We start from the raw sequence: 23,374 nt of genomic DNA, 5'->3' as shown, positions 1-23,374 counted from the left end.
AACACTACAGCAGCTGTGCCAGACGATTAATGTCCGACTGAATGGCACCGGCGGTCACATCACGACCGGCGCCCGGACCGCGGATAACCAGCGGGTTATCGCGATACCATCGGCTTTCGATGGCAAAGACGTTATCACACGGCAACAGCGCCGCCAGCGGGTGCTCAGGGCGCACGGCTTCAACGCCGACACGCGCTTTACCGTTGGCATCGAAACGCGCCACGTAGCGCAGCACAAGGCCCATTTCCTGCGCGGCTTCCAGACGCTGAATCATCTGCTCGTTAAGGTCTTCACCGTTTTCAAAGAAGTGATCGATAGACCCTTCTTCGCAATGCGATGGCACCAGCGATTCGACACGCACCTGGTCAGGCTCGATGTCGTAACCCGCTTCACGGGCGAGGATCACCAGCTTGCGCATGACATCTTTGCCGGACAAATCAACGCGCGGGTCCGGTTCAGTCAAACCTTGCTGCCACGCCTGATCCACGAGCTCGGTAAACGGCACGGTGCCGTCGAACTGCAGGAACAGCCACGACAGCGTGCCGGAGAAAATCCCGCTGATGGACAGAATAGTGTCGCCGCTGTCACGCAGATCGCGCACAGTGAAGTTCACTGGCAGGCCCGCGCCAACCGTGGCGTTATACAGCCAGTGGCGACCCGTTTTCTCGAACGCATCGTGGATCTGACGGTATTGATCGCTGCTGCTGGCCCCGGCGAGTTTATTGGCACTGATGACATGGAAGCCGTGGCTGGCGAAATCCAGATACTGCCCGGCAAGCTGGCCGCTGGCGGTGACGTCCAGTACCACTAAATCATCGTACGGGTGCGCACGCATCCACAGGAACAGCGATTCTTCATCCTGCTCCACCGCTTCATCATTAAAGAATGCGAGCGCGCGGCTGGCGTCCAGGCCTTCGTAGTTCAGCAGACTGCGACGGCTGTCGACCACGCCTGCCAGCACAAACTCAAACCCGGTACGCGCCGAAAGCGTGCTTTGCTCACGGGCAAACAGCTCCAGCCAGCGTGAACCGATGTTGCCTTTGCCGAACAGCACCAGGCCGATGCGTTTTTCCGCGCGGAACAGCGATTGATGCAGACCCTGAATCAGGCTTTCAGTCGGCCCGGTACGCAGAACCGCCACCAGGCTGATGCCTTCCTCCGACTGCCAGGTGAATTCCACCGGTTGGCCTTTCAGCTGTTGCCAGAAGCGATGGCAGTGCAGCGGGTTACGGGTCACACCCGCGCCGACCATGGCAATCAGGGCCAGATCCTGGCGTAAACGCAGCTCGCCCGGCAGGCCCGCTTCATCGAGCAGCTTCAGCGCGCTGTCCGCCACTTCGGCGGTATAGCAGAACTGCAGCAGATGACGGTCCGGATGCACCCCCACCGCCAGCGGACGCACATGCGCACGCTTGAAAATGAGGTCAATTTCTTTGTGTGCCAGCTTAAAGTCCTGGCTGGTCGGCACCTGGAATTCAATCAGGCAAACGTCATCATGGCTGGTGACGATGCGCGCCCCGGTTCCGGACGCCAGTACGCGTTCGATGCGGGTTGAGCCCTGATCCGGGGTGTAACTGCAGCGCAGTTGTAAATCGATATCGCTGCCGGAGACCGGTTGCAGCGTACGGGCGTGAAGCACCGGAGCCGCCAGTCGTGCCAGTTCACTGGCTTCGTCGAGACGCAGCAGCGGCAGCAGACACGCATCTTTCACTTTACGCGGGTCGGCGCTGTACACGCCTGCCACATCGCTCCAGATGGTGACGCGGGAAACCCCCGCCAGGGCACCAATTTGCGTTGCCGAGTAGTCAGAGCCGTTACGGCCCAGCAGTACCGTGCCACCTTCTGCGTCGCGGCTGATAAACCCAGTCACCACCAGGCGTTTGTTTGGATGCTGCGCCAGCAGTTGCTGAAGCAGCGGGAAAGAGAGGCCTTCATCGACCTGTGGCTGAGCGCCACGTTCGGCGCGCAGAAACGCACGCGCGTCGAGCCAGGCGGCATCCAGACCTTGTTGTTGCAAAACAGCGGCCATCAAACGCGCGGACCACACTTCACCGTGGCCCACGACTTCGGCGTAAACGACCTCGTTGATACCGCCGTCGAGGAGCGTAGCCAGACGTTCAAGATCGTGAATAAATTCAGCGATCATGCTATCGGCTACCTCGGCAGGCAGCAGCCCGGTCATCAGTTCAATCTGATAACGGCGCAGCGCCTGCTGAACCTGATGCGCAGAAAGTCTGTCGGTCTGGCTGAGTTTCAGCCAGCTGATCAGCTGGTTGGTGGTACTGCCAGCGGCGGAAACGACCATCATGTCTTCTGGCTGCGAGTGCTCAGCCATAATCCCTGCCACACGCAGGTAACATTTCACATCCGCCAGACTACTCCCACCAAACTTATGCAGTTGACGAGCCTTCGTCCCTGCCTGCGCTGTCACACTCATGTTTACCCCTCGTTTGCTGCCCGGAACCCATTTTCCAGGTCGGCAATTAAATCTTCACTGTCTTCAATACCGGTCGAAATACGCAGCAGCGTTTCTGAAATCCCTGCCGCTGCACGTGCTTCTGGCGCCATGCCCGCGTGAGTCATGGTTGCCGCGTGAGAAATTAAACTTTCCACGCCGCCTAACGATTCCGCCAGCGTGAACAACTCCAGCCCACCCAGGAAACGGCGCAGGGTGTTTTCGTCGCCGTCCAGTTCAAAACTGAGCATCGCACCGAAGCCTTTCTGCTGACGGGCCGCGATTTCATGGCCCTGGTTTTCCGGCAGAGAAGGATGATACAGCTTTTTCACCAGCGGTTGCTGCTTCAGGAACTCAACAATTGCCGTGGCGTTGCGCTGGGCGACTTCCATACGCGGAGAAAGCGTACGCAGGCCGCGCAGCAGCAGGTAGCTGTCAAATGCTCCGCCGGTGACGCCGATGTTATTCGCCCACCATGCCAGTTCGGTGACGGTTTCCTGATCTTTGGCAATCACCACACCCGCAACGACATCAGAGTGGCCGTTCAGGTATTTGGTGCAGGAATGCAGAACCAGATCGGCGCCCAGCGCCAACGGGTTTTGCAGTGCCGGGCTGAGGAAGGTGTTATCCACCACGCTCACGGCCCCGACTTCACGCGCCAGCTCACAGATTTTCGCAATATCCACGACGCGCAACAACGGATTACTTGGGCTTTCGACCAGAACCAACTTCGGTTTTTCCGCCAGCGCCGCTTTGAGCGCCTGCTCGTTGCTCTGATCGACAAACAGCACGCGATAACAGCCGCGTTTTGCCAGGCTGTCGAACAAACGATAGCTGCCGCCGTAACAGTCATGTGGCGCCACCAGCAGATCGCCCGGCTTGAGGTAAACGGTGGTGACCAGAAGAATGGCGGACATGCCGGTGTTCGTCAGAACAGCACCCGCGCCGCCTTCCAGTTCTGCCAGCGCACGCTGCACGACATCACGGGTCGGGTTACCGCGACGGGAATAGTCATGGGCACGCGGTTCGTTAAATCCGGTGAAATTATACGTACTGGAGAGGTGGATCGGGGGGACAACGCAGCCATATTGCTCGTCATCATTTAACCCGCTACGCACTGCGATAGTGGCTTGTTTACGCGTCATGGTGAATCGTTCCTGGCTTCATCGGTGAAAAGTCAGGCCTCAGAGTAACCACTGCCACAATAGACGTCAATACATCTGGACATCTAAACTTCTTTGCGTATAGATTGAGCAATCGGGAAATAGCCGTTAAAATTATACGCATTAGCGCACATACACAGAGGCTTTGCTGGTGTCATGGTCACACCTCTGGGGTAAACTGTGCGGGATTATGGTCCGGGCGCGCGCCCAGGCCTTTTATTAATGATTAGAGGATGAGAGTCTCATGGCTGAATGGAGCGGCGAATATATCAGCCCCTACGCTGAGCACGGTAAGAAGAGCGAGCAAGTTAAAAAAATTACGGTGTCCATTCCTCTGAAGGTTTTGAAAATCCTCACCGATGAACGTACCCGTCGCCAGGTGAACAACCTGCGCCACGCCACTAACAGCGAACTGCTGTGTGAAGCGTTCTTACATGCGTTTACCGGTCAACCGCTGCCGAACGATGAAGATCTGCGCAAAGAGCGTAGTGATGAAATTCCGGAAGCAGCGAAGATTATTATGCGTGAGCTGGGGATCGACCCGGATACGTGGGAATACTGATTTTCAGATACAAAAAAGGCGCCTTTCGGCGCCTTTTTCTCGGGTAGCTTATTTCGCGCCCGGGATGCTGAAACGCTTGTTGAAGCGGTCAACACGGCCACCGGTAGCAACGTCACGCTGCTTGCCAGTGTAGAACGGGTGGCATTTGCCGCACACGTCCAGGTTCAGATCGTGACCAACGGTAGAACGGATGGTCATTACGTTACCGCAAGAACAGTTTGCAGTAATTTCTGCGTAATTTGGGTGAATACCTTTTTTCATGGGAAACCTCAGTAAAGGCCACGCCGCTCTTCCAGCCCTAACGCCAGACACCGCGTGAAGTTAATAGTATAGGTCTTTTTGGTACGACGTAATGTGCACCAAAGGCGGCGAATCATACAGAATATAACCAGGGGTTGCAATCTGATCCGCACCTCTCCTTGGTGTAATGTGTATACTAACGCGCTCCTTTTCAAGTCAGGAAGATTCGATGCCCGTCGCACACGTTGCCCTGCCCGTTCCGCTTCCCCGTACCTTTGACTATGTGCTGCCAGATGGCATTAGCGCTCAGGCCGGGTGTCGCGTACGCGTGCCGTTTGGCAAACAGCAAGAACGTGTGGGGATTGTGGTCTCAGTCAGCGACGACAGCGAACTGCCGCTCAAGGATTTAAAAAGCGTCATTGAGGTGCTGGATGACGAACCCGTTTATTCGCCTGCCGTCTGGCGCATGCTCCAGTGGGCCGCAGACTATTATCACCATCCAATTGGCGATGTACTGTTTCACGCGCTGCCGATTCTGCTGCGTCAGGGGAAGCCCGCCAGCGCTGCGCCATTGTGGTACTGGTATGCGACGGAACAGGGCCAGGCAGTGGATATCCACACCCTTAAGCGCTCCGCCAAACAGCAGCAGGCCCTGGCCGCACTGCGTCAGGGCAAGATCTGGCGTCATCAGGTTGCCGATTTAGAATTCAACGACGCCGCCCTGCAAGGCCTGCGTAAAAAGGGTTATAGCGATCTGGCAAGCGTAGCGCCTGAGATTTCCGACTGGCGTAATGGCTATGCGGTTACCGGCGAACGTCTGCGTCTGAATACCGAGCAGGCCACCGCCGTAGGGGCCATTCACAGCGCATCGGACAAATTTTCCGCCTGGCTGCTGGCGGGCGTCACCGGCTCCGGCAAAACCGAAGTCTATCTGAGTGTCCTGGAAAACGTGCTGGCGCAGGGGAAACAGGCGCTGGTGATGGTGCCGGAAATCGGCCTGACGCCGCAGACCATCGCCCGTTTTCGCGAACGCTTTAACGCGCCGGTCGAAGTGCTGCACTCCGCGCTCAACGACAGCGAACGCCTGTCGGCCTGGCTGAAAGCAAAAAACGGTGAAGCCGGAATTGTGATCGGCACGCGCTCTTCCTTATTTACGCCGTTCAAAAACCTCGGCGTGATTGTCATCGACGAAGAACACGACAGCTCCTACAAGCAGCAGGAAGGCTGGCGCTATCATGCCCGCGACTTGGCCGTCTGGCGCGCGCACAATGAGCAAATTCCGATCATCCTCGGCTCCGCAACGCCCGCCCTGGAAACATTGCACAACGTTCGCCAGGGAAAATATCACCAGCTCAAACTGACCAAACGCGCCGGGAACGCACGTCCGGCGACTCAGCACGTGCTGGATTTGAAAAGCCAGCAGTTACAGGCCGGGCTTTCTCCGGCGTTAATCAGCCGGATGCGCCAGCATTTGCAGGCCGACAATCAGGTCATTTTGTTCCTCAACCGTCGCGGGTATGCCCCGACGCTGCTGTGTCATGAATGCGGCTGGATAGCGGAATGCCCGCGCTGCGACAGCTATTACACGCTGCATCAGACCCATCGTCACCTGCGCTGCCATCATTGCGACAGCCAGCGCCCGATTCCGCGTCAGTGCCCCTCCTGCGGCTCGACACACCTGGTGCCGGTGGGTTTAGGCACCGAACAGCTTGAGGATGTGCTGGCGCCGATGTTTGCCAACGTCCCGATTTCGCGTATCGACCGCGACACCACCAGCCGCAAAGGTGCGCTGGAACAACACCTGGCGGAGGTGCATCGCGGCGGAGCGCGCATTCTCATCGGCACCCAAATGCTGGCCAAAGGCCACCACTTCCCGGATGTCACCCTGGTGGCGCTGCTCGATGTCGACGGCGCGCTGTTCTCGGCTGATTTCCGTTCCGCCGAACGTTTCGCGCAGTTGTATACCCAGGTGTCTGGCCGTGCGGGCCGGGCCGGGAAACAGGGCGAAGTGATTTTGCAAACCCATCACCCGGAACATCCGCTGCTGCAAACCCTGCTACATCAGGGCTATGATGCCTTTGCACAGCAAGCACTGGCGGAACGTCAAACGCTTCAACTGCCGCCATGGACCAGCCACGTGCTGATCCGCGCGGAAGATCACAATAATCAGGAAGCACCGCTGTTTCTCCAGCAGCTGCGCAATTTGCTGCAGGCCAGCCCGCTGGCGGATGACAAACTGTGGCTGCTCGGTCCGGTGCCGGCTCTTGCGCCAAAACGCGGCGGGCGCTGGCGCTGGCAAATCGTGCTGCAACACCCGTCACGTTTGCGTTTACAGCATATCGTCAGTGGGGCGATGGCGCTGATAAATACCCTTCCCGCCTCGCGAAAAGTGAAATGGGTGCTGGACGTTGACCCAATCGAAGGCTAACCCCTCGCGCTGCGAGGCAGATCGAAAAATTTAGCTTCCGTCACAATTTTCATGAAATTTCTGTAACTCCCCTGACTTACTCTCTGATAAAAAAGAGACTGTTGTCAGAGACAGTGGAAGTCTCTGCCCCCGTCAGCGAGGAGAACCCAGGTGAAGTCCAAAAAAGAGGTTGTTTCGGCAACCATGAAGGATGTGGCTCAGAAAGCGAATGTCTCTACGGCAACCGTTTCCCGGGCATTGATGAACCCCGACAAAGTGTCGCAGTCCACACGTAATAAAGTGGAGCAGGCCGCGCTGGAAGTGGGATATTTCCCACAGGCTTTGGGCCGTAACATGAAGCGTAACGAGTCGAGAACCATTCTGGTGATTGTGCCGGACATCTGCGATCCTTTCTTTAGTGAAATCATCCGGGGTATCGAAATTACCGCTGCTGAACAGGGGTATCTGGTGCTGATTGGCGACTGCGCTCATCAGAATCAGCAGGAAAAAACCTTCATCGATCTCATCATCACCAAACAAATCGACGGCATGCTGCTGCTGGGTTCGCGCCTGCCATTCGACGCCAGCATTGAAGAGCAACGGAATTTGCCGCCAATGGTGATGGCCAATGAGTTTGCACCTGAACTCGAACTGCCGACGGTTCACATCGACAACCTCACTGCGTCCTTTAACGCCGTGAATTTCCTGCACGAGCTCGGACATCAGCGCATTGGCTGCATCGCCGGGCCTGAAGAAATGCCGCTGTGCCACTACCGTTTACAGGGTTACGTGCAGGCGCTGCGCCGCTGCGGGATTACCGTTGATCCGCACTATATCGCTCGCGGTAACTTTACTTTCGAAGCAGGGGCCAATGCGCTGGAGCAACTGCTGGCCCTGCCGCAGCCCCCCACAGCCGTCTTCTGTCATAGCGATGTGATGGCGCTAGGCGCACTGTCACTGGCAAAACGCCGTGGCCTGAAGGTGCCTGACGATCTGTCGATTATCGGCTTCGATAACATTTCCCTGTCGGAATTTTGCGACCCACCGCTGACCACCGTTTCGCAGCCACGATTTGATATTGGTCGCGAAGCCATGCTGCTGTTGCTCGATCAGCTTAGCGGTCAAAATGTCAGTAGCGGTTCCCGTCTGCTCGACTGTGAACTGGTGGTTCGCGGTAGTACTACAAAAAATAAGCCTTAAACTAAACGGCTTTCAGACTAGCGCTTCTGGTCAAAGCCCCGCCGCTTAAGTAACATGGCGGGCTGATGAACGAATAAATACAGCGAAACGACAGTGGCACAACGAGATTATGTAAGCCGCAGCAAACCTGCTGCTTCGCGGCGAAAAAAGAGTCCAACAAGGAACTCACGGAAAAAGCAAAGTAGCCTTCCTGCTGTCTCACCAGCCATGGTCGCTATTGCCGCGGCCGTGCTGGTTGCCTTTATCGGTGGCCTGTACTTCATTACCCATCACAAGAAAGAAGAAGCCGAAGCCATGCAGGGCCGCCAGGCCACGGGTAATGGTTTACCGCCGAAGCCGGAAGAACGCTGGCGCTATATTAAAGAACTGGAAAGTCGCCAGCCTGGCGTGCGTGCGCCAACGGAGCCGTCTGCGGGTGGCGAAGTCAAAAATGCCAATCAGCTGACCGACGAACAGCGCCAGCTGTTAGCACAAATGCAGGCTGATATGCGCCAGCAGCCGACGCAGCTGACGGAGGTGCCGTGGAACGAGCAAACCCCTGAGCAGCGCCAGCAAACGCTGCAACGTCAACGACTTCAGCAACAGGTGCAGCAACAACAGCAAGTTCAACAGCAGCAGTGGTCGCAGACACAGCCGGTGCAGGCACCGCGCACGCAGTCTCGCCCGGTGGAACAGCAGCAAACGCGTACGGTTCAGAGCCAGCCAGCTCCACAGCCGCGCCAGACGCAACCGAAACAAACCACGCAGCAGCCGTATCAGGATCTGATGCAAACGCCGACGCATACCACAGCCAGCCAGCCGAAAGCGCAGCAGGCTGCACCGGTGACGCGTGAGCCAGAACCGGCAAAACAGACCGCAGACGATCGCCGTTGGATAATCCAGTGCGGTTCGTTTAAAGGTGCCGATCAGGCAGAAACCGTTCGTGCCCAGTTGGCCTTTGAAGGATTTGATTCGCGCATTACCACCAATAACGGTTGGAATCGCGTGGTGATTGGCCCTGTGAAAGGCAAAGATAATGCCGATGGCACTATCTCCCGCCTGAAGGTTGCCGGGCACGCAAACTGCATTCGTATCGCCTCCAGGGGTTGAAACCCCCAAAATCCCCCCCATCTATTAATGCATTCTGCCCCGCACAACGTGCGGGGCCTGTATTCTGCTTTACACCCAGGGGGTCCTCTCGTGACAACAATAGTAAGTGTTCGCCGTAACGGTCATGTCGTTATCGCTGGTGATGGTCAGGCCACGCTTGGCAATACCGTCATGAAAGGCAACGTGAAAAAAGTACGCCGTCTGTATAACGACAAAGTGATCGCAGGCTTCGCCGGCGGCACTGCTGACGCCTTCACGCTATTTGAACTGTTCGAACGTAAGCTGGAAATGCATCAGGGACATCTGGTGAAAGCCGCGGTTGAGCTTGCCAAAGACTGGCGTACCGACCGTATGCTGCGCAAGCTTGAAGCGCTGCTGGCTGTTGCAGATGAAAACGCGTCGCTTATCATCACCGGTAACGGCGATGTGGTGCAGCCTGAAAACGATTTGATTGCCATTGGCTCCGGCGGCCCGTATGCCCAGGCCGCAGCCCGTGCGCTGCTGGAAAACACCGAGCTGAGCGCTCGTGACATTGCGGAAAAAGCGTTGGGGATTGCGGGTGATATCTGCATCTACACCAACCACTTCCACACCATCGAAGAATTACCTTCTAAAGCGTAAGGATCTCCTATGTCTGAAATGACCCCACGCGAGATTGTCAGCGAACTCGACAAACATATTATCGGCCAGGACGCGGCAAAGCGTTCTGTGGCTATCGCCCTGCGTAACCGCTGGCGCCGTATGCAGCTCGACGAAGAGCTGCGTCACGAAGTGACTCCAAAAAACATTCTGATGATTGGCCCAACCGGCGTGGGTAAAACCGAAATCGCCCGTCGTCTGGCGAAGCTCGCCAACGCACCATTCATCAAAGTCGAAGCCACTAAGTTCACCGAAGTGGGCTATGTCGGTAAAGAAGTTGACTCTATCATCCGCGATCTGACCGATGCTGCCGTGAAAATGGTGCGTATGCAGTCGATTGACAAAAACCGCTATCGCGCTGAAGAAATGGCGGAAGAGCGCATTCTCGACGTGCTGATCCCACCGGCGAAAAACAACTGGGGCCAGTCCGAAGAGCCGCAGGAGCCGTCTGCTGCGCGTCAGGCATTCCGCAAAAAACTGCGTGAAGGTCAGCTCGACGACAAAGAAATCGAAATCGATCTCGCCGCAGCACCGATGGGCGTTGAAATCATGTCTCCTCCTGGTATGGAAGAGATGACCAGCCAGCTGCAGTCTATGTTCCAGAACCTGGGTGGACAGAAGCAGAAGCCGCGTAAGGTGAAAATCAAAGACGCGATGAAGCTGCTGATTGAAGAAGAAGCCGCGAAGCTGGTGAACCCGGAAGAGCTGAAGCAGGACGCTATCGACGCGGTTGAACAGCATGGGATCGTCTTCATCGATGAAATCGATAAAATCTGTAAGCGCGGCGGCAACTCCTCGGGCCCTGACGTTTCTCGTGAAGGCGTTCAGCGCGACCTGCTGCCGCTGGTTGAAGGCTGCACTGTCTCCACTAAGCACGGGATGGTGAAAACCGACCACATTCTGTTTATCGCCTCCGGCGCCTTCCAGGTAGCCAGCCCGTCAGATTTGATCCCTGAATTGCAGGGTCGTCTGCCGATTCGTGTTGAGCTGAAAGCCCTGACCACTCATGACTTCGAACGTATTCTGACTGAGCCAAACGCGTCCGTAACCGTGCAGTACAAAGCGCTGATGGGCACTGAAGGCGTGAATATCGACTTCACCGACGACGGCATCAAACGTATCGCTGAAGCCGCATGGCAGGTGAACGAAACCACCGAAAACATCGGCGCGCGCCGCCTGCACACCGTGCTGGAACGCCTGATGGAAGATATCTCTTATGACGCCAGCGAACGTCAGGGTGAGTCCTTTACCATTGACGCAGAATATGTGAGTAAACACCTTGATGCGTTGGTGGCAGATGAAGATCTGAGTCGTTTTATCCTATAATCCAGATAATTGCATTTTCATCACCTTTGATGGGGGCTCTTAGCCCCCATTTTTATTGGCTGGAACAATGACTGAACAATCTCTGAGTCGTACCCAGGCGTGGCTGGAAAGCCTGCGCCCGAAAACCTTACCGCTGGCATTTGCCGCAATTGTCGTCGGCACTGCTCTGGCCTGGTGGCAGGGGCATTTCAATCCGCTGGTTGCATTGCTGGCACTTATTACTGCCGGGCTATTACAGATTTTATCCAATCTGGCGAACGACTATGGCGATGCGGTCAAGGGCAGCGATAAGCCAGACCGCATCGGGCCATTGCGCGGGATGCAAAAAGGGGTCATCACCCAGGAACAGATGAAGCGCGCGCTGATGGTCACGGTGGGGCTGATTTGCCTGTCCGGCATCGCCTTGCTGATGGCGTCGTATCAGACGATGGAAGATTTTATTGGCTTTATGGTGCTGGGTGGCGTGTCGATTATCGCAGCCATCACCTACACCGTGGGCACACGCCCTTACGGCTATATCGGCCTGGGCGATATTTCGGTGCTGATCTTCTTCGGCTGGCTCAGCGTGATGGGCAGCTGGTATCTTCAGGCGCATACCCTGGAAGCGGTAACATTTCTGCCTGCTACCGCTTGTGGCCTGCTGGCAACGGCGGTGCTCAATATCAATAACCTGCGCGATATCGACAGCGACCGTGAAAACGGTAAGAACACGCTGGCCGTGCGACTGGGCCCGGTCAATGCCCGCCGTTATCACACCGGTTTGCTGATGGGCGCGCTGCTGTGCCTGGCACTGTTTAACCTGATGGCACTGCACAGTCCATGGGGTTGGCTGTTCATTCTGGCCGCGCCGCTGCTTATCAAACAGGCGCGTTTCGTCTATACGCACCGTTCCCCGGCAGATATGCCCCCAATGCTCGAACGCACGGTAAAAGGCGCGCTTCTGACTAACCTGTTGTTTGTGGTTGGGATAGTGCTCAGCCGCCTGTTTGCGTAACTGACAAATATCAATTAACAATTGATGATTTTGCCAACAATGCACTTAGCACGATATACTGAAATCACCCGCTGCAACTGAACGTTAAGCCTATGAAATACGATACATCCGAGCTTTGCGACATCTACCAGGAAGATGTCAATGTCGTTGAACCGCTGTTCTCCAACTTTGGTGGACGGTCGTCGTTTGGTGGACAAATTATCACGGTGAAATGTTTCGAGGATAACGGGTTGCTGTACGATATGCTCGAACAGAACGGTCGTGGCCGCATCCTGCTAGTGGATGGTGGCGGCTCCGTACGTCGTGCGCTGATTGATGCCGACCTTGCGCGTCTGGCGGTGCAAAACGAGTGGGAAGGCATGGTGGTCTACGGCGCGGTGCGTCAGGTAGACGACCTGGAAGAACTGGACATTGGCATTCAGGCCATGGCCGCGATTCCGGTAGGCGCTGCAGGTGAAGGCGTTGGCGAAAGCGACGTTCGCGTCAATTTCGGCGGTGTGACCTTCTTCTCCGGCGACCATCTCTATGCCGACAACACCGGTATCATTCTGTCGGAAGACGCCCTCGACATCGAGTAAACGCCTTCCTGCATAAAAAAGCCTTCTCTCAGAGAAGGCTTTTTCGTTTTATCAGTCCGGTTACTGAATCTTGCCTAAAAAATCCACCTTACCCAGCGGCACACCGGCCTGGCGCAGAATGGCGTAAGCCGTCGTTGAGTGGAAATAGAAGTTCGGCATCGCGAACTGGAAGACGTAGCTGCTGGCAGTGAAATGCAGCTGATGTTCACGCGCCTGAACCATGATCGGTCGCGCATCGTCACCGTCCAGCTGCGAATCCTGCACGCTCGTCAAAAAGGCCACGGTGGCAGCAATACGCTCATGCAGCTGTGCGAACGTGCTTTCGTTATCTTCCATCGCTGGCGCTTCGACGTTAGCCAGACGCGCAATCGCACGCTTCGCCATATCACAGGTTACCTGCACCTGACGCTTCAGCGGGAACATATCTTCCGCCAGTTTTGCCTCCAACAATGCCGTTTCATCAGTCCCCTGCTCTTTCGCCCAGGTCGCACTCTTTTCCAGAACCGCGCTCAGGCTGACCAGCCCGTGAATAAACTGTGCTTTGGTTTCGCTATACAGTGACATTGTCAATTTCCTCAATAATTACAAAACGGTAGGGTGTTTATTGGATTACGTGTCTCATCGAGGGTAAACCCAGCCCCCCTTAAAGAGAAGCGCTTAATGTGCTGGGAAGACAGATACCAGAGGCAAAAAAAATCCGTAGCCCCTGAAGGCTACGGATCCTGATTTCACGAACGGTCGCGCGGCGTTTAGTAGAGCTTTTTCGCACAGTCCAACAGGTCGGTTTTGAATGGACGCTTCATGTTTTCGATTGCGTCGATGATGTCATGGTGAACCAGTTTCTCGTTCTGGATACCAACACAACGACCGCCGAAGCCTTCCAACAGCAGATCAATCGCGTACGCGCCCATACGGGAAGCGAGGATACGGTCGTAAGGCACCGGAGAACCGCCGCGCTGAATGTGACCCAGTACGGTCGCACGGGTTTCACGTTTGGTTTCGGTTTCGATGTACTTCGCCAGCTCATCGATATCACACATGTGCTCGGTGATAGCGACGATCGCGTGTTTCTTACCTTTGGCGATACCGGCTTTGATTTCAGCGACCAGGTCGTCGCGGCTGAATTCCACTTCCGGGACCACAACAAACTCACAACCACCGGCAATCGCTGCTGCCAGGGTCAGATCGCCACAGTAGCGGCCCATCACTTCAACAATGGAGATACGCTGGTGAGAGGAAGAGGTGTCTCGCAGACGGTCAATAGCTTCAACCACAGTACCCAGCGCGGTGAAGTAACCGATGGTGTAGTCGGTGCCTTTAATGTCGTTATCAATGGTGCCCGGCAGGCCGATGCATGGGAAGCCCATTTCGGTCAGACGCTTCGCGCCCATGTAGGAGCCGTCACCGCCGATAACCACTAACGCGTCGAGGCCGCGTTTTTTCATGTTCTCGATAGCAACTTCACGGATGTGCTCTTCGCGGAATTCCGGGAAGCGCGCAGAACCGAGGAAGGTGCCGCCACGGTTAATCATGTCCGACACGCTGTAACGATCGAGCTGGACCATGCGATCTTCATACAGACCGAGGTAGCCGTCATAGATACCAAAAATTTCCAGACCTTCCGAAAGCGCTGCACGCACAACACCACGGATGGCTGCGTTCATGCCCGGGGCATCACCGCCGCTTGTCAACACACCGATTTTCTTAATCATGACTACCTCTGAACTTAGGAATGCTAAAAATTATTCTGTTGCCCGAAGCGCCCCCACAAAAAGGGAGAGATCGACTATATGGAAATAGTATATCAGGCGCATCGTGCTGAATTGATTCAGGTCAGGCCAATCGGCGGTAATTTAGACAAAAAATGCCGATCCGGCCCACATTTTCACAACGAATTACGAAAGTCCAAAAAGCCCTGGCGCCCCAAAGGGACAACCGAGCACGGATCCTGATGAATAATGACATCAGAACCCGGAAAGCGAAGCAATAACGCCTGCTCAACCTGTTCAGCCACTAAATGCGCCTGAACCAACGGCAGATTATCTTCCATTTCCAAATGAATCTGAATAAAGCGAGTCGGCCCTGACTGTCGCGTACGTAGGTCATGCGCACCGCTGACGCCAGGCCACGCGCTCACGATGTTAATGATTTCTTGACGTTCTTCATCGGGTAACGCCCTGTCCAGTAGCGACTGTACGGCTTCATGCCCCATGCGTATCGCACAATATAAAATATAGATACCAATTCCCAATGCAAACAATGCATCAGCGCGATGCCAGCCGTACCACGCCAGCGCAAGCGCCACCAGAATGGCTCCGTTCATCATAACATCAGACTGATAATGAAGCATATCGGCGCGCACCGCCTGGCTTTGCGTCTTCCGCACCACCCAGCGCTGGAAGGTCACCAGAATTATCGTACTGATGAGCGCAATAACCGTCACCGCCATCCCTACGCCAGGTTCGCGCATCGGTTCGGGCGTGATTAAATGCTGAATGCCGGTCAAAAACAGGAACAGCGCCGAGCCGGAAATAAACATACTCTGAGCCAGCGCCGCGAGAGATTCAGCTTTGCCATGACCAAAAGTATGCTCTTCATCGGCAGGCTGCAGCGAATAGCGCACCACCAACAGGTTAGTCAGCGAGGCGGCGATATCCACCAACGAATCCACCAGCGCCGCCAGAATACTGACGGACCCGGTGTACCACCACGCAAAAATCTTGATCAAAAGTAACGCCGAAGCCATTACCGTCGCGGCAATGGCCGCCCGGCTGACCAGACGGCCATAGGTTTGATTCATAAACACTCCCACTCTCTTATGCGGGTAGTATAGCGGAATGTGATTAAGGTCAGTTGCCGGAAAAAAGGCAAAAAAAACCCCCTCATCATGAGGGGGAAGACAGGGATGGTGTCTATGGCAAGGAAAACAGGGTTTATTACTGGTTACTACGGGTATTGCTACTGCTACTAAACAGCGTCGACATCGAGCCTTGCTGCATCTGTGCAACCTCCCGCAACTGATCCATTCGTTGCTGGTGTCGTTCATTTAAAATCGCTTGCTGGTCTGGCGTTAACAGGCGAAACATCTGGTTGCGAACCCGGGCCATTTCGACCTGGCGGACAACCTGCTCCTGCGCCATTTTCTCTGCCTGTGCCTGCACAGCGATTTCATCAAATTTATCTGCGGTGACAAGCTTATGCATTGTCTCCATTTCGCTAACATTAACAGGGGGCTGCTGTCGCCGAGCCTGTTGCATCAGATCACGCATCTGTTGACGCTGATATTCGGTTAAACTTATGCCGTCAAACATATGGCCCTGATGACTGCTCTGCGTCGCCCCGTCATTAGGGGTCCAGTTAACGCTGGTGACGACTTCAGCAGCCTGGCTATTCGCACTTAGCGCCAGCGTTGAGGCCATGACGGCAGCGATAACATTGCGCATCAATTGCTCCCAAGTACTTTTGTTTCGCGATTCAACGAGAGCCAGTCTACGATTCAGGCTGCAAACATGCGTCAGGGGGTGTAAAACAACGTAAAGTCATGGATTAGCGAGCCTTGATGACGTAATTTCTGCCTCGGAGGTATTAAATTAATGAATAAAATCCTGTTAGTTGATGATGACCGGGAGCTCACCTCCCTGTTAAAGGAGCTGCTCGACATGGAAGGCTTCAATGTGCTGGTTGCCCACGATGGGGAACAGGCACTGGCGCTTTTGGATGACAGCATCGACCTGCTTTTGCTCGACGTAATGATGCCGAAGAAAAATGGCATTGATACCCTTAAAGAGCTGCGACAGACACACCAGACACCGGTCATTATGCTGACCGCACGCGGCAGCGAACTCGATCGCGTACTCGGCCTTGAGCTGGGCGCGGACGACTATCTGCCAAAGCCGTTTAACGACCGTGAACTGGTCGCTCGTATTCGCGCCATTCTGCGCCGTTCCCACTGGAGCGAACAGCAGCAAACCAGTGATACCAGTTCGCCGAACTTAGAAGTGGATTCCCTGAGCCTCAATCCTGGCCGTCAGGAAGCAAGCTTCGATGGTACGACGCTGGAACTGACCGGCACCGAGTTCACACTGCTTTACCTGCTGGCGCAGCATCTCGGCCAGGTGGTTTCCCGTGAACATCTGAGCCAGGAAGTGCTGGGCAAACGCTTAACCCCGTTTGACCGTGCTATCGATATGCATATTTCCAACCTGCGCCGTAAATTGCCAGAGCGGAAAGATGGTCACCCATGGTTTAAAACCTTACGTGGCCGCGGCTATCTGATGGTGTCCGCTTCATGATAGGAAGTTTGACCGCACGCATCTTTGCCATTTTCTGGTTAACCCTGGCACTGGTGTTGATGCTGGTACTGATGTTGCCCAAACTTGATTCGCGCCAGATGACTGAACTGCTGGACAGCGAACAACGCCAGGGTCTGATGATTGAGCAGCACGTCGAAGTGGAACTCGCTAACGATCCGCCCAATGATTTGATGTGGTGGCGTCGGCTGTTTCGCGCCATCGACAAATGGGCACCTCCGGGACAACGCCTTCTGCTGGTGACCAGCGAAGGCCGGGTGATCGGCGCAGAACGCAACGAAATGCAGATCATTCGTAACTTTATCGGCCAGTCCGATAACGCCGATCATCCGCAGAAAAAACGCTATGGCCGACTGGAAATGGTAGGGCCTTTCTCCGTTCGTGATGGGGAAGATAACTACCAGCTCTACCTGATTCGCCCGGCCAGCACCTCGCAATCTGATTTCATCAACCTGCTGTTTGACCGTCCGCTGCTGTTGCTGATTGTCACCATGCTGGTGAGTTCGCCGCTGCTGTTGTGGCTGGCGTGGAGTCTCGCCAAACCCGCCCGTAAGCTAAAAAATGCCGCCGACGAAGTGGCTCAGGGCAACCTCCGTCAGCATCCGGAGCTTGAATCCGGACCGCAAGAGTTCCTCGCCGCCGGTTCCAGTTTCAACCAGATGGTGACGGCGCTCGAAAGGATGATGACCGCCAACCAGCGCCTGCTTTCTGATATCTCCCATGAGCTGCGTACGCCGCTAACGCGTCTGCAGTTAGGCACCGCCCTGCTGCGTCGCCGTGCGGGGGAAAGCAAAGAGCTGGAGCGCATCGAAATGGAAGCGCACCGCCTGGACAGCATGATCAACGATCTGCTGGTGATGTCGCGTAATCAGTCGAAAAACGCCCTGGTGAGCGAAAACCTGAAGGCCAATCAGCTGTGGAGCGAAGTGCTTGATAACGCGGCGTTTGAAGCGGAACAGATGGGCAAATCATTCACCGTTGAATACCCGCCTGGCCCGTGGCCGCTGTACGGTAACCCGAATGCGCTCGAGAGTGCGTTTGAGAATATCGTGCGTAACGCCCTGCGCTATTCACACACCAAAATATCGGTGAGTTTCTCGGTGGATAAAGACGGCATCACGATTAACGTCGACGATGACGGCCCGGGCGTGAGTCCGGAAGACAGAGAGCAGATTTTCCGTCCGTTCTATCGCACTGACGAAGCCCGTGACCGCGAATCCGGCGGAACCGGTCTTGGCCTGGCGATTGTCGAAACCGCAATTCAGCAGCACCGCGGCTGGGTCAAAGCCGACGACAGCCCGCTGGGTGGCTTGCGTCTGACCTTGTGGTTGCCGTTGTATAAACGGGGTTAAGGTTTTACCCCTCGCCCGACAAGGGAGAGGGGTGGATGAGGGGAATTTACTTCCCCCATAACCGCCGTGAATTATCCTCGATATGCCCGCTCAAGCGCCGCTTCTGCATCGTCCTCGTCCAGCTCACCGATAACCCCGCCGCCGACAGCAAACGGCGATACTCCTCATCGTCATAGGGCGTATGCCACGCAATCGCCGCCGCGTCATGCACCGACACATCACTCAGGCGCGAGACGAGCTCCAGTGGCTGCTCGCTCGACACCTTTCCTGCCATAATCACCCGATACAGCCAGCCCATTTTGCCGCTGCTTTGCATCAGGGAAGACAGATCGTTAATGCCGAAATGATAATTGAGCTTAAAGCACGGCGAACGCGGCTGCGTGACCTGAATCAGCGCGTCTCCCCAACGGAAAATATCGCCAATAAACACGTTTTTTTCCGTCAGCCCGACCGTCGATAAGTTCTCGCCAAACCCCGGAGCGCAAAATAATTCAGCCTGCTCGGGAAACTCGCGCACCCAATCGGCGTAATGCTCGCGCGGATAATGACACAGCGCGCGATCGGGCCCGCCGTGAATTTTCTTTTCCGCCTGCTCATCACCCACCAGGCCGCGCTCGGTCAGTTCAAGCTCGCCGTCCACCTGCAACTTTGCAATCGCGCTTGGGCGACTGCCCTCGTACTCCCGCACGCTTCCCGTGAATACATTTACCGGATATTGCATCTTCCCTCTCCTGTTCCCGACCCTCATTACCGCTATTTTTGCACGTAAACTGCGCAAAATGCGACATGCGTAAAGCCGTTGCTGAACGATTCATGTTATCCATTAGTTAAATTGAAACGCCATTTCACTATAAGGAGTCAACGACATGACCCAGCATCTTCGTTTTACCGGCGTCTGGTGCCCCTCGATTACCCCGATGGACAGGGAAGGACAGATTGATTACGACGGGCTGAAACAGCATCTCACCCGCCTCACCGACGCACGCATCGACGTTATCCTGCTAATGGGCAGCATTGGCGAATTCGCGTCGTTTTCGCTGGAAGAACGCCTGACGCTTATCCGCAAAGCGCGGGCGATGTCACCCCTGACGATGGTCGCCAACGTCTCATCCACCTGCCTCAGCGACGTTTTCCTGATGGCGCAGACCGCTTATTCTTCGGGCTACGATGCGGTGATGGTGCTGCCGCCGTACTACTACGGCCAGACAGAAAATCAGGTGCTGAGCTATTTCCGTGAGATTGGCCACCGCCTCGACGGCAAATGGTTCGCTTACAATTTCCCGGCGCGAACCGGCTGCGATATCACGCCCGAAATTGCCGCCACGCTTGCTGCTGAATTTCCGCACTTCGCGGGCATCAAGGATACGGTTGATTGCCAGTCGCACACCCGCAACATGATCCATACCACCAAAGCCGTGCAAGCCGATTTTGCCGTGCTGTCGGGCTACGACGAATACTTCATTCCGAACCTGATGGCAGGCGGCGCTGGGGTGATTTCTGGGCTGAATAACATCATGCCTGAGCTGTTTGTTCAGGCACGGGAAGCATGGCAGGAAGGTGACTTAACCGCATTGACGCACGCTCAACGGGAGATCGGCCGCTTCATGGCAATTTACGCTATTGGTGATGATTTCGTGACCACGATTAAAACCGTCGTCTCTCGCAAATTCGGTTACTGCACACCCGTTTCGCGCAACGCGGGCGGGACGCTCAACGCTGAACAGCTGGCAACCGTCGACCGTCAGTTCGGCATTCGCTAAAAACAAAAAAGCCCGGTTACGCCGGGCCTCTAGTGGCAGGCCCGGCGTAACCGGGCAGAATAATCGCCGCTATTTCACCGTATTACGCACATCAATCGCCACCGCTCTGGCTTTCACTCTGCGTGACCAGACAGACGTAATAATCGGCACCAGAATCGAGGTAACAATCACCGAGGTCGCCACCAGCGACGTCGCTGCCGGGGCCATCGGTTTAAACGCAGGAACCATTTCCGCAATTAACACCGGCGTAGCAACCGCAGCTCCCGCAGAACTGGATGCCGCAATCCCTGCGGTACCGTCACCGCCGCCAATCAGCTTATCGGCAATGATCAGCGGGATTCCCGTCACTACAATCACTGCCAGACCCAGCACAATTCCCAGCACGCCAGTTTGGGCGATCACGCTTAAATCGATGGTATTACCCAGCGCGAAGGCGAAGAACGGGATCAACGTTTGCACCGCTTTGCCGAAGAACTCCCGCAGTTCAGGATCCAGATTACCCAAGAGGAAACCGACCAGGAACGGCAGCACCGCGCCGACAAACACGTGCGGCTCGAACGAGGCAATACCCGCTGTGCCGAGAATAATCATGGTCATCAGCGGGCCGGATTCCAGCGACATCAGGACGAACGCACCCGCTTCTTCTTTGGTGCCGTACTGCTGCATGATAGAGGCGTACAGCCCGCCGTTGGTCATGTCCATACACGCCACCAGCGCCAGCGTGGATAGCCCGGCGAAGAACCCAGCCTCAACGCCATGCTCAGGGATAATACGGGATGCAATGGCGGCAACCACCCACGCCACAGCAATTTTGGTCACGACCAGCGTGCCGGATTTACGCAGAACCGTACCGGTCGCACTCAGTTTGATGGAGGCGCCCATACAGAAAAACCACACCGCCAGAATCGGCACCGTGCCGGTGATCATCCCATTAGTGAATGAGCCGAAGTACTTACCCGCACCAGGAGAAAAGGTATGACACAGTGCGCCGATAAACAGCGGAACCAGCATCATGCCACCGGGGATTTTTTCAATTGCACGTTTGATTTGCATGTCACCACCCGTAAGAACCTGTTGTATTGGCTATATTTTCAGCGTTGTTGTGCGCTCGGGAGCGCCGCAACAGGCAAAACAATAGTCCCTACGGGGAGAAAGAACAGTGATCACACAAACAAATTGAAACGAGGTTTTATATTTAGAGGATCAATGTTTTTATTTTTGACGTTTATCACATCCCACGCATGCAGGCATAAAAAAACCCCGCTATTCAGCAGGGTTTTTGTGCTGCCAGAAGGCAACAGAGGCGTGGGGTCGCCTTATTTTTTAGCCGCGAAACGTGCAGCAGCTTCATCCCAGTTCACCACGTCCCAGAACGCTTTGATGTAGTCCGGGCGACGGTTCTGGAATTTCAGGTAGTAAGCGTGCTCCCACACGTCCAGGCCCAGGATTGGGAAACCGGAGGTGCCAGAAACAGCTTCACCCATCAGTGGGGAATCCTGGTTAGCGGTAGAAACAACGGCCAGTTTGCCGTCTTTCAGTACCAGCCACGCCCAGCCAGAGCCGAAACGGGTAGCAGCAGCTTTCTCGAACTCTTCTTTGAATTTCTCAACAGAGCCGAAGGTGCTTTCGATAGCCGCTTTCAGGTCGCCCTGCAGAGTAGTACCGGTTTTCAGGCCTTTCCAGAACAGGCTGTGGTTTGCGTGACCGCCAGCGTTGTTACGCAGAACGTTTTTCTTGTCTGCTGGCAGCTGATCCAGTTTGGTGATCAGTTCTTCAACAGGCAGGTTTGCAAACTCAGGCAGGCTTTCCAGCGCAGCATTCGCGTTGTTCACATAGGCCTGGTGGTGTTTAGAGTGATGGATTTCCATCGTCTGCTTGTCGAAGTGCGGCTCAAGGGCGTCGTACGCGTACGGCAGGGATGGCAGTGTATAACTCATATTCATCTCCAATTATCATCGGGCGGCAGAGGTGTTACGCCGCGTAAGCAGTTGGTCCATTATAGTTAATTAAATGATATTGAAAATGTTTATCAATGCCGTAATTTTAATAAGGTTATAACTTTTAGGTATGTGGCTGATTTTGTGAGCCCGCTCAAGGGTAACACGCGCTTTTTGCCAGGTATGGGGCATGGACGGCAGCGGTCTGAAGGTTAATCAATTGACTAATTTTTACACTCGTCACGTCAGATGAAAGATTCATCGATGTAAAACATTGAGGGTAAAAAAATGAGTCACGCGATTACGATGGGTATTCTTTGGCATTTGATAGGTGCGGCCAGTGCAGCCTGTTTCTATGCCCCGTTCAAGAAAGTTAAAAATTGGTCCTGGGAAACCATGTGGGCGATTGGTGGTTTTGTCTCATGGTTAATTCTGCCCTGGGCCATCAGCGCCATGTTGTTACCTGATTTCTGGGCGTACTACCGTTCCTTTAATGCCTCTACGCTGCTGCCGGTGTTTCTGTTTGGCGCGATGTGGGGCATCGGCAATATCAACTACGGCCTGACCATGCGCTATCTCGGCATGTCGATGGGGATTGGTATCGCCATCGGCATCACGCTAATTGTCGGCACCCTGATGACCCCGATTATCAACGGTCAGTTCCACGTGCTGGTCGGCACCGAAGGCGGGCGAATGACGCTGTTGGGCGTGCTGGTGGCCGTGATTGGCGTGGGTATCGTCACACGCGCCGGTCAGCTGAAAGAACGCAAAATGGGTATCAAAGCCGAAGAGTTCAACCTGAAAAAGGGGCTGATTCTGGCGGTAATGTGCGGCATTTTCTCGGCGGGGATGTCCTTCGCCATGAACGCGGCCAAACCGATGCATGAAGCGGCGGCCGCCCTCGGCGTCGATCCCCTGTACGTGGCACTGCCAAGCTACGTCATCATCATGGGCGGTGGCGCGGTGATTAACCTCGGCTTCTGCTTCTTCCGCCTGGCAACCAAGCCAAACCTGTCGGTAAAAGCAGACTTCTCACTAGCAAAACCGATGATCATCGGCAATATCCTGTTTTCCGCCCTCGCGGGCCTGATGTGGTATTTGCAGTTCTTTTTCTACGCCTGGGGCCACGCCAGCATTCCGGCGCAGTACGATTACATGAGCTGGATGCTGCACATGAGTTTCTACGTGCTGTGCGGCGGTTTGGTCGGGTTAATTATGAAAGAGTGGAACAATGCCGGCCGTCGTCCGATCGGTGTGCTGAGTCTGGGCTGCGTGGTGATTATCATCGCCGCGAATATCGTGGGCTTAGGCATGGCTAACTGATGAATCCCCCTCCGTCCCGGGCAGTTCGGAGGGGAATAA

The 23,374-nt window shown here is 55.3% G+C and carries 22 protein-coding genes; 12 read left to right on the top strand and 10 right to left on the bottom strand.

Going from position 1 to position 23,374, the window contains the following annotated elements:
• Positions 1-4: 4 nt before the first annotated feature.
• Together MUU51_RS01780 and metB are read right to left on the bottom strand one after the other, a co-directional pair.
• Positions 5-2,437 (bottom strand): bifunctional aspartate kinase/homoserine dehydrogenase II, encoded by a 2,433-nt coding sequence (locus tag MUU51_RS01780; protein ID WP_159776403.1) that lies wholly within the window; start codon positions 2,435-2,437, stop codon positions 5-7.
• A gap of 2 nt (positions 2,438-2,439) precedes the next feature.
• Positions 2,440-3,600, bottom strand: a complete 1,161-nt coding sequence (metB, locus tag MUU51_RS01775) for a cystathionine gamma-synthase (RefSeq protein WP_159776405.1) — start codon at positions 3,598-3,600, stop codon at positions 2,440-2,442.
• Between the two features lie 262 nt (positions 3,601-3,862).
• Between metB and metJ the strand changes: the two genes are divergently transcribed.
• On the top strand, positions 3,863-4,180 hold the full coding sequence (gene metJ / locus MUU51_RS01770) for a met regulon transcriptional regulator MetJ (protein ID WP_072571323.1): 318 nt from the start codon (positions 3,863-3,865) through the stop codon (positions 4,178-4,180).
• Between the two features lie 48 nt (positions 4,181-4,228).
• Here metJ and rpmE read toward each other — a convergent pair whose 3' ends face one another.
• Positions 4,229-4,441 carry a 50S ribosomal protein L31 gene (gene rpmE, locus MUU51_RS01765; RefSeq protein ID WP_110511854.1) on the bottom strand — a complete coding sequence of 71 codons (213 nt, stop codon included), beginning with the start codon at positions 4,439-4,441 and terminating at the stop codon, positions 4,229-4,231.
• A gap of 208 nt (positions 4,442-4,649) precedes the next feature.
• Between rpmE and priA the strand changes: the two genes are divergently transcribed.
• The 7 genes from priA to rraA all read left to right on the top strand — a co-directional run bounded on the left by priA (position 4,650) and on the right by rraA (position 12,653).
• Positions 4,650-6,848, top strand: coding sequence for a primosomal protein N' (gene priA / locus MUU51_RS01760; RefSeq protein ID WP_258966967.1), 2,199 nt, complete (start codon positions 4,650-4,652; stop codon positions 6,846-6,848).
• Between the two features lie 150 nt (positions 6,849-6,998).
• Complete coding sequence (cytR, locus tag MUU51_RS01755) at positions 6,999-8,027, top strand: DNA-binding transcriptional regulator CytR (protein ID WP_159776409.1); 1,029 nt, start codon at positions 6,999-7,001, stop codon at positions 8,025-8,027.
• Positions 8,028-8,120: 93 nt separating this feature from the next.
• Positions 8,121-9,116, top strand: a complete 996-nt coding sequence (ftsN, locus tag MUU51_RS01750) for a cell division protein FtsN (protein ID WP_159776411.1) — start codon at positions 8,121-8,123, stop codon at positions 9,114-9,116.
• 90 nt (positions 9,117-9,206) lie between these two features.
• Complete coding sequence (gene hslV / locus MUU51_RS01745) at positions 9,207-9,737, top strand: ATP-dependent protease subunit HslV (protein ID WP_110511858.1); 531 nt, start codon at positions 9,207-9,209, stop codon at positions 9,735-9,737.
• A gap of 9 nt (positions 9,738-9,746) precedes the next feature.
• Positions 9,747-11,081, top strand: coding sequence for an ATP-dependent protease ATPase subunit HslU (hslU, locus tag MUU51_RS01740; RefSeq protein WP_159776413.1), 1,335 nt, complete (start codon positions 9,747-9,749; stop codon positions 11,079-11,081).
• 67 nt (positions 11,082-11,148) lie between these two features.
• Positions 11,149-12,075 (top strand): 1,4-dihydroxy-2-naphthoate polyprenyltransferase, encoded by a 927-nt coding sequence (menA, locus tag MUU51_RS01735; protein WP_159776415.1) that lies wholly within the window; start codon positions 11,149-11,151, stop codon positions 12,073-12,075.
• A 92-nt stretch (positions 12,076-12,167) separates the two neighbouring features.
• Positions 12,168-12,653 carry a ribonuclease E activity regulator RraA gene (rraA, locus tag MUU51_RS01730; protein WP_110511861.1) on the top strand — a complete coding sequence of 162 codons (486 nt, stop codon included), beginning with the start codon at positions 12,168-12,170 and terminating at the stop codon, positions 12,651-12,653.
• A 60-nt stretch (positions 12,654-12,713) separates the two neighbouring features.
• Here rraA and MUU51_RS01725 read toward each other — a convergent pair whose 3' ends face one another.
• The 4 genes from MUU51_RS01725 to cpxP all read right to left on the bottom strand — a co-directional run bounded on the left by MUU51_RS01725 (position 12,714) and on the right by cpxP (position 16,096).
• A complete protein-coding gene (locus MUU51_RS01725) occupies positions 12,714-13,217 on the bottom strand; it encodes a DUF1993 domain-containing protein (RefSeq protein ID WP_235033724.1) in 504 nt (167 codons plus the stop codon).
• Between the two features lie 185 nt (positions 13,218-13,402).
• The gene (gene pfkA, locus MUU51_RS01720; RefSeq protein WP_159776419.1) at positions 13,403-14,365 is read right to left on the bottom strand and encodes a 6-phosphofructokinase; all 963 of its coding nucleotides are present in this window, start codon (positions 14,363-14,365) and stop codon (positions 13,403-13,405) included.
• A 173-nt stretch (positions 14,366-14,538) separates the two neighbouring features.
• Positions 14,539-15,453 (bottom strand): CDF family cation-efflux transporter FieF, encoded by a 915-nt coding sequence (gene fieF / locus MUU51_RS01715; protein WP_258966966.1) that lies wholly within the window; start codon positions 15,451-15,453, stop codon positions 14,539-14,541.
• A gap of 136 nt (positions 15,454-15,589) precedes the next feature.
• Entirely contained in the window at positions 15,590-16,096 is a 507-nt protein-coding gene (cpxP, locus tag MUU51_RS01710; RefSeq protein WP_159776425.1) for a cell-envelope stress modulator CpxP, read from the bottom strand.
• Between the two features lie 150 nt (positions 16,097-16,246).
• On the opposite strand from cpxP, the gene cpxR reads away from it, so the two are divergent.
• Positions 16,247-16,945, top strand: a complete 699-nt coding sequence (gene cpxR, locus MUU51_RS01705; protein WP_110511866.1) for an envelope stress response regulator transcription factor CpxR — start codon at positions 16,247-16,249, stop codon at positions 16,943-16,945.
• Positions 16,942-18,315 (top strand): envelope stress sensor histidine kinase CpxA, encoded by a 1,374-nt coding sequence (cpxA, locus tag MUU51_RS01700; protein ID WP_159776439.1) that lies wholly within the window; start codon positions 16,942-16,944, stop codon positions 18,313-18,315. Before cpxR ends, cpxA begins: the two co-directional genes overlap by 4 nt.
• Positions 18,316-18,361: 46 nt before the next feature.
• Here cpxA and yiiM read toward each other — a convergent pair whose 3' ends face one another.
• A complete protein-coding gene (gene yiiM / locus MUU51_RS01695; protein WP_159776441.1) occupies positions 18,362-19,036 on the bottom strand; it encodes a 6-hydroxyaminopurine reductase in 675 nt (224 codons plus the stop codon).
• A gap of 145 nt (positions 19,037-19,181) precedes the next feature.
• Here yiiM and MUU51_RS01690 point away from each other — a divergent pair, with 145 nt between their 5' ends.
• Positions 19,182-20,075: a dihydrodipicolinate synthase family protein gene (locus tag MUU51_RS01690; protein ID WP_258966965.1), complete on the top strand. Its 894-nt coding sequence runs from the start codon at positions 19,182-19,184 to the stop codon at positions 20,073-20,075.
• Between the two features lie 69 nt (positions 20,076-20,144).
• On the opposite strand, the gene kdgT is transcribed toward MUU51_RS01690, so the two are convergent.
• The gene (kdgT, locus tag MUU51_RS01685) at positions 20,145-21,128 is read right to left on the bottom strand and encodes a 2-keto-3-deoxygluconate transporter (protein WP_258966964.1); all 984 of its coding nucleotides are present in this window, start codon (positions 21,126-21,128) and stop codon (positions 20,145-20,147) included.
• 263 nt (positions 21,129-21,391) lie between these two features.
• Positions 21,392-22,012, bottom strand: a complete 621-nt coding sequence (gene sodA, locus MUU51_RS01680; protein ID WP_125353096.1) for a superoxide dismutase [Mn] — start codon at positions 22,010-22,012, stop codon at positions 21,392-21,394.
• A gap of 288 nt (positions 22,013-22,300) precedes the next feature.
• On the opposite strand from sodA, the gene rhaT reads away from it, so the two are divergent.
• Entirely contained in the window at positions 22,301-23,335 is a 1,035-nt protein-coding gene (gene rhaT / locus MUU51_RS01675) for an L-rhamnose/proton symporter RhaT (protein ID WP_159776447.1), read from the top strand.
• Positions 23,336-23,374 lie beyond the last annotated feature (39 nt).

This window comes from Scandinavium manionii (genome assembly GCF_024764775.1).
Lineage (GTDB): Bacteria > Pseudomonadota > Gammaproteobacteria > Enterobacterales > Enterobacteriaceae > Scandinavium > Scandinavium manionii.
Note: the sequence above shows the minus strand (reverse complement) of the source record. Positions and strands in the feature narration are given on the sequence as shown.